This is a genomic window from Clostridium amylolyticum, assembly GCF_900142075.1.
GTDB lineage: Bacteria > Bacillota > Clostridia > Clostridiales > Clostridiaceae > Clostridium_AA > Clostridium_AA amylolyticum.
The window spans coordinates 564,408-577,114 of record NZ_FQZO01000003.1 but is presented as its reverse complement, the minus strand read 5'-3'; the positions used below and the strand labels follow the sequence as shown (position 1 = coordinate 577,114).

At 34.6% G+C, this 12,707-nt stretch carries 12 protein-coding genes; all 12 read right to left on the bottom strand.

From position 1 onward, the window contains the following. Positions 1-88: 88 nt before the first annotated feature. The 12 genes from BUA82_RS09845 to pfkB all read right to left on the bottom strand — a co-directional run bounded on the left by BUA82_RS09845 (position 89) and on the right by pfkB (position 12,690). Positions 89-319: a hypothetical protein gene (locus BUA82_RS09845; RefSeq protein WP_073007102.1), complete on the bottom strand. Its 231-nt coding sequence runs from the start codon at positions 317-319 to the stop codon at positions 89-91. 232 nt (positions 320-551) lie between these two features. Beyond that, positions 552-713, bottom strand: coding sequence for a hypothetical protein (locus BUA82_RS20675; protein WP_178140714.1), 162 nt, complete (start codon positions 711-713; stop codon positions 552-554). A gap of 10 nt (positions 714-723) precedes the next feature. Then, complete coding sequence (glmS, locus tag BUA82_RS09840; protein ID WP_073007099.1) at positions 724-2,550, bottom strand: glutamine--fructose-6-phosphate transaminase (isomerizing); 1,827 nt, start codon at positions 2,548-2,550, stop codon at positions 724-726. A 565-nt stretch (positions 2,551-3,115) separates the two neighbouring features. After that, positions 3,116-4,081, bottom strand: coding sequence for a sensor domain-containing diguanylate cyclase (locus tag BUA82_RS09835; protein ID WP_073007097.1), 966 nt, complete (start codon positions 4,079-4,081; stop codon positions 3,116-3,118). Positions 4,082-4,285: 204 nt separating this feature from the next. After that, positions 4,286-5,215 carry a DUF5107 domain-containing protein gene (locus BUA82_RS09830; RefSeq protein WP_073007095.1) on the bottom strand — a complete coding sequence of 310 codons (930 nt, stop codon included), beginning with the start codon at positions 5,213-5,215 and terminating at the stop codon, positions 4,286-4,288. Then, complete coding sequence (locus BUA82_RS09825) at positions 5,215-6,378, bottom strand: galactokinase (RefSeq protein ID WP_073007093.1); 1,164 nt, start codon at positions 6,376-6,378, stop codon at positions 5,215-5,217. The genes BUA82_RS09830 and BUA82_RS09825 overlap by 1 nt, the downstream gene beginning before the upstream one ends. 16 nt (positions 6,379-6,394) lie before the next feature. After that, positions 6,395-7,381 (bottom strand): galactose-1-phosphate uridylyltransferase, encoded by a 987-nt coding sequence (gene galT, locus BUA82_RS09820; RefSeq protein ID WP_073007091.1) that lies wholly within the window; start codon positions 7,379-7,381, stop codon positions 6,395-6,397. 133 nt (positions 7,382-7,514) lie between these two features. Then, positions 7,515-8,501 (bottom strand): UDP-glucose 4-epimerase GalE, encoded by a 987-nt coding sequence (gene galE / locus BUA82_RS09815; protein WP_073007089.1) that lies wholly within the window; start codon positions 8,499-8,501, stop codon positions 7,515-7,517. Positions 8,502-8,614: 113 nt separating this feature from the next. After that, positions 8,615-9,634: a LacI family DNA-binding transcriptional regulator gene (locus tag BUA82_RS09810; RefSeq protein ID WP_083599874.1), complete on the bottom strand. Its 1,020-nt coding sequence runs from the start codon at positions 9,632-9,634 to the stop codon at positions 8,615-8,617. A gap of 287 nt (positions 9,635-9,921) precedes the next feature. Beyond that, positions 9,922-11,289, bottom strand: coding sequence for a PTS fructose transporter subunit IIC (locus BUA82_RS09805; protein ID WP_073007087.1), 1,368 nt, complete (start codon positions 11,287-11,289; stop codon positions 9,922-9,924). Between the two features lie 21 nt (positions 11,290-11,310). Further along, on the bottom strand, positions 11,311-11,751 hold the full coding sequence (locus BUA82_RS09800; RefSeq protein WP_073007085.1) for a PTS sugar transporter subunit IIA: 441 nt from the start codon (positions 11,749-11,751) through the stop codon (positions 11,311-11,313). Further along, the gene (gene pfkB / locus BUA82_RS09795; protein WP_073007082.1) at positions 11,752-12,690 is read right to left on the bottom strand and encodes a 1-phosphofructokinase; all 939 of its coding nucleotides are present in this window, start codon (positions 12,688-12,690) and stop codon (positions 11,752-11,754) included. Positions 12,691-12,707: the final 17 nt, after the last annotated feature.

Sequence of the window (12,707 nt, the reverse complement as noted above, 5' to 3'; positions counted from 1 at the left end):
TTACTCTCCTCTATCTCTTTCATATTCCAACTTACCATTCTTTCTTTATAAACATCATGCATAATACTAATACTTTGCTTCAATACTTTTACTTCATCTTTTCATTACCATGTTTAAAGTTCCCTGTTACCTTTGCCATAATTAATTGCTTTTCCTTTGAGTATGCCTTTTCTATCCGTGCTAAAAATTTATCGCTTTCTTTTCCTTTTAAGATTGTTACTTGTTTTCCATGCCAATATATAAAAACTTTTTTATCCTTTGAATCCTTATATGAAAAAGGTTCTTCACCCAGCCTGTTACGTTTATCAACTTCACTCAAGTTTTATTCCCCCAACAAATTATTCTCTAAATAAACGCATACCAAATTACAAATATTTACTTTTATTATATACTAATTTTGGTTATACTGAATATCTTTTCAATTATATTATTATCAACATATTAACTTTTATATTAATTTTCCAAATATTTTTCCTAAAAGTTCTTACTGCTATAATAAAATTGTAAATAAAGAGCCATACTAAAATTAGTACAGCTCTTTATACTTTTTCTTATTCTTCTATTAACTTTTTCAAATCTTCAATGACCATCTTTACCACTTCCAACTTCCCTTGTCCATATAGCTTTTCATGGACGAAGGGGAGGGCGGCTTCAATGCCTTTTTCGGTTTCTTTGTATTCATTTAATAATTTTACTAATTTTTCATTCTCCATAATATACCCCCTACTCAACGGTAACGGACTTGGCTAGATTTCTTGGTTTATCCACATCACAGGCTTTTTGCTTTGCCATGTAGTAGGATATAAGCTGCAGTGAAATTACTGAAAGCACTGGAGATAATATATCCAGGGTTTCAGGTATATATATTACTGAATCCACAGTCTTTTCTATATCCTTGTTCCCTTCTATGGTAATGGCCATTACTTTGGCTCCTCTGGTTACCACTTCTTTAATGTTACTTACCATTTTATCTATTAAGTCCTTTTGAGTTAAGGTTGCTATTACCACTGTACCTTTTTCTATAAGGGCTATAGGTCCATGCTTTAGTTCTCCTCCGGCGTAGGCTTCTGAGTGGATGTAGGAAATTTCCTTGAGCTTTAAGGAACCTTCCATGGACACTGCATAATCAAGGCCTCTGCCTAAGAAGAACATATCTTTTTCCATATAGGTTTGAGATGCAAATTTCTGCAGTACGTCCTTATGCTTTAAGGTTTCCTCAGCTAAACCTGAAAGTTCTAGCATAGCTTTTTTAATATTATAAATTTCATCCTGTCTTAAAGTTTTCTTTAAGCTAGCAAAATGAAGTGCTATTATATACATGGCAATAAGCTGTGTTACATAAGCTTTAGTGGAGGCTACTGCTATTTCTGGTCCTGCCCAGGTGTACAGTACATCGTCAGCTTCCCTGGAAGCTGATGAGCCTACTACATTAGTTATTGCTATTACCCTGGCGCCCTTTTTCTTGCCGTCTCTCAGCACTGCTAAGGTATCTGCGGTTTCTCCAGATTGGCTTACCACAATTATCAAAGATTTTTCTGTTATAAGTGGATCTCTATATCTAAACTCTGAAGCTATATCCACCTCTACTGGTATTTTTGCCAACTTTTCTATAACGTATTTTCCCACCACTGCTGCGTGATATGCAGTACCGCAGGCTACCATATAAATTCTATCAATATTCTTTAGTGTTTCTTCTGTAATAGTTATCTTGTCTAAAACTATATCATGGTCTAAGGATATCCTTGAAGTCAAGGTATCCTTTATAGCCTTTGGCTGCTCATGGATTTCTTTAAGCATAAAGTCTTCATAGCCGCCTTTTTCTGCTGCATCAGCATTCCAGGTTACATGATATACTTCCTTATTTATGGTTTCTCCCATTTCATTTAATAGGGTAACACCATCCTTAGTTAATACCACAAACTCTTTATCCTCTAAAAGATATATATCTCTAGTATGATTTAACACCGCTGGAATGTCAGAAGCTATAAAGTATTCATCCTTTCCTAACCCAACTATCAAAGGACTATCTTTTCTTACAGCTACAAGTTTATCGGGTTCCTTAGAACAAACCACTCCTATGGCATAGCTGCCTTCCATCTTTGAAACAGCCTTCATTACCGCTTCTATTAGGTTTCCCTTATAATAATAGTCTATTAAATTTGGTATAACTTCAGTATCAGTTTCAGATAAAAACTCATAGCCTTTTGAAGTTAACCACTCTCTTAGCCTTAAATAATTTTCAATAATACCATTATGCACCACACTCACAGATACCTTAGCATTGCTATGTGGATGAGAGTTCACATCTGAAGGCTCTCCATGGGTAGCCCATCTGGTATGTCCAATTCCAATATTTCCTTCTAGAGGATTTTCCATTAATCTATTTTCTAAATTTGCAAGTCTGCCCTTGCATTTTGAAACTTCAATTCCTTCTTCACTTAAGATTGCCACCCCCGCTGAGTCATACCCTCTATACTCAAGCTTTTCTAATCCTTCCACTAAAATAGGCGCAGCCTCTCTTAATCCAAAATATCCAACTATTCCGCACATATTATTCTTCCTTCCTGTATACTAATTTTTTCTCTTATTCTTAAAAAAGGGTTCACTTGTCCCTAGGACTCAAAAACCCCCGTTGAAAGGTTTTAACACCTGATTGATGTTGTTTCCAGAAATCACTTCCCGGCTTTATCAATCGTTAACGGTAGTGCGCTACCGTGGGGCACCCGCCGAAGACTCGATACTCCCCATCCTCGTCAACTAAAGCAGAGGCTCTAAATTTTAATTTGGCGCGGTCGCTTTCTTCTTCGTAGATGCTAAAGCTTCATATTTCTTATTTTTTAAGCTTTAGCATCGGAGAAGAAGTTTCCTTTTATCATATGCTCCAACTTCTCCATACGTCATGGTAAGTTAATCATATGTTCCAAATTTTAATTTGGCTCTACTCTAGTCCTGGCGCTTTTATATTGTAACTCCAATAACATTTTCCATACATCATCCCCTTTTCCAATATTTTTATTTAAAAACACTACTATATTAGTATATTCCTTCACATGCAATGTTGGCAATTAAAAAAACAAAAACTGCTAACTATATTATTAGCAGTCAAAAAATTCCCCTATATCTTTACTTCCTCCACACTTTCCTTATTTTTATGCACCATGTCCATTGCTTGACTTAAAGCAAAAGCCATTCTTCCTAAAGAGCTTAAGGTATATCCATACCCTAAAGACATGTCCATAGAAGTTAATTTTTCATTTTCTTTTATGATATTTAACTCTTTCTGAATTTTATCAACAATATTTTTAACATATCTTTCTTCTACATCCATCATTATAAAAGCAAATTCATCCCCGCTTATTCGAAAAAGCATACAATCCTCTGTAGAAAATCCCTTTAAGAACTCTGCGGTGAATTTAATAAAATCATTTCCTCCCTGAAGTCCAAATTCATTGTTAAGATGTTTAATACCTCTTAATTCACAAAGTAAGATTGCAGTTCTAGCATTTTTATGTTTGTCTAATCTTTCAAAAATCCATTCAAAATACTGTCTATTATAGATTCCAGTCATAGGATCATGATGACTTTTATATTCAATAATCTCTTCTAACTCTTTTCTAAGAGTAATATCCCTTATACATCCTGTTATGGCCATAAGCTTATTACCCTTATAAATTGGTACTGCATAATCTTCTGTCCAAATATACTGTCCATTTTTATGTTTAAACCTCATAAATATTGGCTTTGAGTAATCTACTTCACCACTATACTTTTGAAGTAACAATTCATAATCATCAGGATGCACCATCTTTAAGATTTTAGTTGGATTGTTTAAATTATCGCTGGCTTTCCACCCTAAAATATTCTGCAGAGCAGGTGATAAATAAGTAAATCTTTTTTCAGGATATACTTCAAAGTAATACATTATATCTTTTCCACTATCTAGCATAATCTTATATATCTTTTGTTTATTTTTACTTCTATCATACCTTAATTTTAAAATAGATATTCCACACCTAATCATTATGTTGGCTACTATAATCCCAACTACAACGCCAATTATTAAAACAGATAATATCTGCATAATAACAATATATCCCCCCCTACCACATTTTATAATCCCCTAAAAAATGGTAACACAATACGTAAACAATTTCAATAGTACTAAAAGTTTATTACATACATAAATATCGCAATTTTCTAAAAATACTTAATAGAATAAAGGCATATTTAACTTTTTTATATAAAATATAAAAGTTTAAATATGCCTCTCTAATACATTAATTTTTTATTTAATAATCAATTTAATATCAAAGTTGAATTTTTCTCCTGGTTTTAAGTAATGACACATTTCTCTTCTTACTGCCATGTCTATTGAGTCATAGTAACCATTGGTAGGTTCCAGCGCACAGTTATAATCTCCTCTAAACCCACCTTCTGTTACCCAAAAACCAACATAAGGCAACTTCTCAATATCATATACTATTTCAAAAGTAACATCCTTAGAAGGGTAGTGCATGGAACACCTTCCTGTTCTTGTTTTATGAGCTACATAATATTTTTCTGTATTGTTAGGTTTTGCACTGTTAATTTTTCTAAAGTCAAACTTTTTCCCACTAATTACAGTATCTATTGGGTAAGTATATATTTCTCCTACCTTTCCTAAAGCCTTACTTTCATGAACATTTTCTATAGTTTTTGTATCTTCAGGGAAGTTTATAGTCATGTCCTCTTCACAGTTTACCAAGCAATGCATGGCCCATATTATGGGAAATTTATCTCTTCCAGTATTCTCAATTTCATAATGAAGCTCTACTTCCTTACCTTGAACACTTACCTTTTTACTATAATTATAAGGCAGTATTTCACTATGCATATTTAAAAGTGCAGCATCCTCTAAAATGTTATATTTAAGCCTGGATGACCATACTTCTCCATGATCAGGATATATTACTTCCTTACCTGATACCATAACCTTGCTTTCATCAATGGTAGGAAAGCAGTCATCAAAGCCTGAGGCATCAAATTCTCCAAAATTAGAATTTAGCTGTGCCTTTTTATAGTAATCTTTCTTATTCTGAAATAAAACTTCAAATTCTTTATTTTTATCATAAATAGAACAGAGTTTCCCTCCAATTTCAGGAAGGATTACCACCCTAAGCTCCTCACTTTCCATGAGAATAGCTTTTTCTCCTTTAAATATTGTTTCTTTAATCATTATTTCACCTCACAGGTTCCTTCCCCAATATTGCTGAGATAAAAATCAGCGTGAAGGCCTGTTCTCTTAAAATAATTTTCACCTATAATTTCTTTAAAATTATCTATACTTTCCTTTTCTACCACTGCTATAGCACAGCCTCCAAAGCCTGCCCCTGTCATTCTTGCACCTATGCAGCCTTTAACCTTAAGAGCTTCTTCCACTATGGCATCTAATGCCTCTCCTGTTACCTCATATAGATCCTTTAAAGAATTATGAGAAGCGGTTAATAGCTTTCCAAAAGTGATTAAGTCTCCCTCATTTAAAACCTTTATAGCTTCTTTTACTCTTTCATTTTCATAGACAGCATGTTCTGCTCTGTTTCTTACATTTTCTTTTTTAATGTTATTTTTTAAAGGTTCAAACTCTTCTACTGTTAATTCACAAAGTGCATTAATATTTTTGTAATTCTTAAGAATGTCTAGAGCTTCATCACATTCCGCTCTTCTTTCATTATATTTGGATTCATTAAGAGCTCTTCTTTTGTTAGTGTTCATAATAACTAAAGCATAATCCTTTAGATCTGCATCTGCATATTCATAGTTTAATGTAGCGCAATCTAAAAGAATGGCTTTATCTTTCTTTCCCATGCCTATGGCAAATTGGTCCATAATGCCGCAATTAACACCTACATATTGATTTTCCGTCTTTTGTCCTATTTTAACTAGTTCCACCCTATCAATTCTTTCTTCATTAAATAAATTGTTTACCATAACAGCTATGAGAAGTTCTAAAGATGCTGAGGAGGAGAGACCTGATGCATTAGGTATATTTCCGGAAACTAGTATATCCATCCCCCCTACTTTAAATCCTCCTTCTTTCATGATTTTAATTATACCTTTAGCATAATTTCCCCAATCATGTTCTTCTTTAAAGCTTAAATCCTTTAAATCCACATTTATCTTAAGATCAAAATTTGTGGAAGCAAGATTTATCTTGTCATCTTTTCTTACTCTCACAGCACCATAGGTTCCAAACTCTAGAGCACAAGGAAATACATAACCGCCATTATAGTCTATATGCTCCCCAATAAGGTTTACTCTTCCAGGAGAATGAAATAATCTTATATTTCCTTCTTCACCGTATAGCTTTTTAAATTCTTCCATTACTTGCAAAGCTTCCATAATATATACCTCTCTTCTATTTATTAATTTTTGATAAATATTTTTTATGTGCTTCTCTTAGTTCATTGGCAGTATCCTCTACAGCAGTAGGGTTACAAGCCGCCCAAGCCCCCATTTCTGAGGAAGCATAATATTTTATCTTATCTTTTGATCTTAATGGTGGATAAAACTCTACGTGGAAATGATAGTAATCATCATAATTTCCATACTCATGGGAATTAACAGGCGCTTGATGAATGCACATCATATAAGGGAATAGTCTATCAAAAAGACAATCAAAGGTTCCTGTCATCTCTTTAAGTATTGCTGCATAATTATTCTTTTCCCTATCAGTAAAATCTGTTATTTTACTTCTATGATTTTTACTTACTATAAATACTCCATAAGGATAGTCTGTAAAGTATGGAAGATAAGCTAGGAAATCTTCATTTTCCATAATTATTCTCTTCTCAAAGTCCTTTTCTTCCTTATTCATCCTGCATATCATGCATTCCTTATGAGCTTCATAATGCTCACGGCAGGCTTCTAGTTCAGTTTTTATTTTTAAAGGTATCTCAGAATAGCCATATATTTGTCCATGAGGGTGAGGCATGGTAACCCCTACTTCTTCGCCTCTATTTTCAAACTCAAATATGAATTTTATCTTTTCATCCTTAGATATTTCTTCAAATCTTTCACACCATAGATCTACCAGTTTTCTAATATGCTCTACAGGAAGCTCTGGAAGGGTAGTTCTGTGTTCTGGTGAGTATAGTATAACTTCACATTTTCCATAAGCTTCTGCGCTTTTGTAAAACTCTGATCCTACCTGATCTGGCTCAGGTGGATTGGGTGAAAGTGCTGGAAAGTCATTGTCATATTTAAATACATCATAGTTGTCTGGTACGTTTCCTGATCCTGGACAGAAAGGACACCAATCCTTTGGCATCTGAGGCCTATTTTGTCTGTGTGAAGCTACTATTGTCCAATCTTTTAATAATGGGTTCCATCTTAATTCAGCCATGTGTTATTCCTCCTAAATTAATACCTTTATTCATCTTTATGCCTTGGATATCTGTGATAAAAAAGGCATGAATTCTAAGGTAATGCATTTATTTAAATTGGTGTTTATTGTTAAAATGTATATCTTTAAATTTTTAATCATTAAATCCCTTTGGGTTATTTTTATGCCAGTTCCAGGCTGTTTCAATGATAGATTCTAAGTCTGGATACTTAACCTCCCAATTAAGCTCTTTTATTATCTTGTTAGAAGAAGCTATTAATACCGCTGGATCTCCCGCTCTTCTTTCTGCTACTTCTGCTGGTATAGCGTGTCCAGTTACTTTTCTTGCAGCTTCAATTACTTCTTTTACTGTAAAGCCTTCTCCATTTCCTAGATTATAAACGCTGCTATCTTCTCCCTTTCTTAACTTATCTAAGGCTAGTAGGTGAGCTTCCACTAAGTCTATAACATGAATATAGTCTCTTATACAGCTTCCATCTCTAGTTGGATAATCTTCTCCATATACCATAATCTTGTCTCTTTTTCCTAAGGCCACTTGTAAAATTATAGGAATAAGGTGGGTTTCTGTCTTATGATCTTCTCCTATATATCCTTGTGGATGAGCTCCTGCCACATTAAAGTATCTTAAAATCACATGCTTAATGCCATAGGCTTTATCTGCCCATTTAAGAAGCTTTTCCACTGCCAGCTTTGTTTCTCCATAAGTATTGGTAGGTTCTTTATAATCATCTTCTTCAATGGGTACTCTTTCTGGCTCTCCATAAGTTGCAGCTGTGGATGAGAACACTATTTTATTCACACCTTTTTCTTTCATAACTTCTAAAAGGCATAGGGTTCCATATAAATTGTTGTTGTAATATTTAAAGGGTTCTACCATGCTTTCTCCCACTAAGGAAAAGGCTGCAAAATGTATAACTGCTTCAATATTATTTTCATCAAATACATTTCTAACAAAATCCTTATCTCTTAGATCACCTACATAAAGCTTTCCACCTTTAACCGCATCTTTATGTCCCGTAGCTAAATTGTCTATAACTACTACCTCTTCACCTTTTTCAGCAAGTACAGCTACAGCATGACTACCTATATATCCTGCTCCTCCACATACTAATACTGCCATTTTACATTCCTCCTTCATAATATATTTTAAAGTTTTACTTACTTATAAACAGTTATAGAAAAGGCTTTCTATAAGCTTTTAAAACAGAGGCAGATTGCCTCTATTCTTACTAATTAACAGCTTTCTCTGGTGATAAGCCTGGTATCTAGTATAATATTTTTTCTGATGTTTAATCCATTTTCTATAAGATCCATAAGCTCAGTTACCGCTCTCTTTCCCAAGTGCTCAATGCTGAGATCTACAGTGGTGATGCTGGGTGAAGTTATATCGCAGAGAGGAGTATTATCATATCCTATGACAGACACATCCTCTGGGATGCTTAACCCCAATTCTTTAAGAGAGGATATAAGTCCTGCAGCCATAAGGTCATTACAAGCAATAATGCCATCTGGAAAATTATCCTTATCCTTATAAAGCTTATGTATCATGCTTTTAATTCCCTTTATTACACCCAGGCTATTTCCATTTTCTACTGTAATAATATTTTTATATTTAAGCTTTTCACTTTTCACAAGAGCTAAATATAGCTTTTCCCTTATATCAAAGGATTGAGATACTTTACCTCTTAGTAATGCAATTTTTTCCTTACCTTGCATTCTAAGCCTCTCCACAGCCTTACTCATGCCATTACTTTCATCGTAAGATATAAAGCTGCAATTATTTTTAACTTCAGGATTATAAGAATTTGTAATTATTAAAGGAATCCTGCTGCTTATTTCTTCATAAAATCCATTAACTATATTCTCGTAATTAGGGTCCATGACTATTATGCCATCCACACATCTACCCTCTAGCTCTTTTATATAAGCCCTTTCTTCAGAAGCATCTCCACCAGTGGTAGACAGATGGATGTGGTATCCTTTAGGCTTCAATTCTCTTTCCATATCCTCTACGGTGCTAGAGAAAAACCAGTTGGTTATACTTGGTACAAGTATTCCTATAATGGAACTTTTTTTAGTAATAAGACCTCTTGCCATCTGATTAGGTTTAAAATTAAGTTTTTTTATAACCTCTTCTACCCTTTTTCTAGTTTCTTCTTTTACTGGATAGTTATTATTCAAAACCCTAGAAACCGTGGTAATAGAAACTCCTGCTTCTTTGGCTACCTCATTTATTGTAACTATGTTTATCACCCCTAATACTACTGTTTAATCTAGTATTATATAATTAAATATTTTTTCACTATATTATTATAGATTCACCTTAACTTTTATATTATATAGAAAAGGTTTTCTATATAAATCATAACTCATAAAAATTCATTTTTCAAGACAAAAATAAAAAAACATTATCAATACTTTTATCTCCGAAAAGAAAGAAGCTTCATCTGAAGCTTCTTTCTTTTGTCATACTTCCCTAGAAACTCTTCGGGTTTCCTCCTTCATTTTTAAATTTTAAATTTTAAATTCTAAATTCTTAATTATTCATTTACAGGCTTTTTCAACGCTCCTAGCATAAAGCCTGTTACCACTGTTCCAATTACTATTGATACTATATACATAAACAGATTACCTACGGCATTAGGAATAGGAAGAACGAATATACCACCGTGAGGTACTGCTAGGGTACATTTAAACAACATGGAGAGAGCTCCTGTTACTGCTGAACCTACCATTATGGAAGGTATAACCCTTAGAGGGTCTGCTGCTGCAAATGGTATGGCACCTTCTGTGATGAAGGATATTCCTAGAGCCCAAGCTGCTTTTCCAGCTTCTCTTTCTTGTGGGGTAAATTTGTTCTTTGCTGTTACTGTGGCTAAGGCTATGCCTAGTGGTGGCACCATTCCTGCAGCCATTACTGCCGCCATGATAGCAGAGGGTTGTCCTGCTGCAATGGTTGCTGCTCCAAAGGTGTAAGCAGCTTTATTTACCGGGCCTCCCATGTCAAAAGCCATCATAAGTCCAATGATAGCTCCTAAAAGTACTGCGTTGGTTCCGCTTAAGCCCTTAAGCCAAGAAGTTAAACCATCATTTATAGCCTTTATAGGAGTACCTAATACATAAATCATTATAAGTCCTACTATTAATGTGGATAGTACTGGTAATATAAGAACTGGCATAAGTCCTTCCATGGATTTTGGGAGTTTTATATATTTTCTTAGGTAATAAACTGTGTATCCTGCTAGGAAACCTGCTAAAAGTCCTCCTAAGAATCCTGCTCCCAGCTTATTTGCAAGGAATCCTCCCACCATACCTGGTACAAGACCTGGCCTGTCAGCTATAGAATAAGCTATATAGCCTGCTAGAATAGGTACCATGAAACTAAAGGCACCTTCTGCACCAATGGTGAAAAGTGCAGCTGGAAGTGAACCTTGCTTCTCAAAGGCTTTGATACCAAAAGCAAAGGAAAAGGCTATTAAAAGTCCTCCTGCCACTACAAATGGGATCATAAAGGAAACACCGGTCATTAAGTGCTTGTATATGCCTTGTCTTTCTTCTTTATCTTTTTCTTTAATGTTCTTAACTTGTTCATTTAAAGGAACCTTTTTTTCTGTGGTTAAAGCTTTCTCTATAAGTCCCTTTGCATCTTTGATAGCATCCTTAACTGATGCTTCTACTATAGGAAGTCCAGCAAATCTACTCTTATCTACATTTGTGTCACAGGCTAGTATTACTGCAAAAGTTCCTTTTATATCCTCGGGGGTTATAACATTTTCCGCTCCCACAGAACCTTGGGTCTCCACTTTTATGTCATGACCCATTTCTTTTGCAGCCATCTCTAGAGCTTCTGCGGCCATGTAGGTATGGGCTATTCCAGTAGGACATGAAGTAACAGCTAATAATTTCATGAATAATTCCTCCTTTTTTATTTAGAAAACCTCTATAAATTCTTCAAAGGTTTTGCTATTTAATAATTTTTTTCTTACATCTTCATGCATAAGCTTTCTTGAAATTTCACTTAAAGCTCTTAAATGCAAGTCGCTGGATTCCTCTGGCACCGCTATTAAAAAGAATAGATGTGCTGGTTTGTCATCCATAGACTCATAGTCTATCCCCTTTTCACTACTTCCAAAAGCTATACAGGGTGATATTACCGCACCACTTTTACCATGAGGTATTGCAATTCCCATGCCTATTCCTGTGGAAAATTCCTCTTCTCTCTTTAATACAGCCTTTTTAAACTCTTCTTCGTCCTTAAGCTTTCCGTCTTTATATAAAATATCTATTAATTCATCTATTACCTCTTCTTTTGTAGTGGCTTCTAAATTAAATTTAACTCTTTCTTTTGAAAACATCTCTTTTGCAGCCATTTATTTCAACTCCTTTACTTTTTCTTTGGACATTTCCACCATTTCCATTACGTGATTTAGCGAACAGGCTTCTGTCCCTTCCATCATCACCGTTGCTGTAGCTGTGGCTTGAGCAAAGGCCAAGGTATCTTCAGGAGTAAAGCCTTTTAAATGGGCATATATTAAAGCTGCCACCATGGAATCCCCTGCCCCCACAGTGCTTTTAACCTTAACCTTCAAGCCTTCTGCTTCATAAACTCCCTCTGGTGCTGTTAATATGGATCCCTTTTCTCCTAGGGATACAAGGACTTTTGAAATTCCTGAGCTTTGTAGCTTTTTTCCTGCCTGAATCACCTGATCTTTGGTGGTTATTTCCTGGCACAGCATCTTGCTTAGCTCATGTTCATTGGGCTTTATAATATGTGGTTTAGCTTCCAAACCATATTTAAGCAATTCCCCATCCGCATCTAGTATACATAAGGTACCTTTTTTCTTAGCTATATCTATTAAGGTCTTATAAATATCCTTAGGGATGCCTGGAGCAGCTCCTCCAGATAACACAACTATATCTTCTACCTTGCACCTATGATTAAACTTTTCTATAAAAAGCTCCAATTCTTCTGTAGCTATTTCTGGCCCAGGCTCGTTTATATCTGTAAATACATTATTGTTTATATCCACTATCTTAGTGTTTGTCCTGGTGTCTCCTTTTATAGAAATAAAATCATGTTTTATATTTCTTTTATCTAGGGTGTCTTTAAATCTCTGTTCCCATATGCCTCCTAAAAATCCTAAACATAAAGAATCAACACCAAACTCCTTCAGCACTTTTGATACATTTATTCCTTTACCGCCAATATCATATCTGCTTATATTTGCTCTATTTACTGCACCTACTTTAAAATTATCTACCATTAAGGTTTTATCCATGGCAGGGTTTAATGTTACAGTTATTACCACTATAATCACCACCTTTT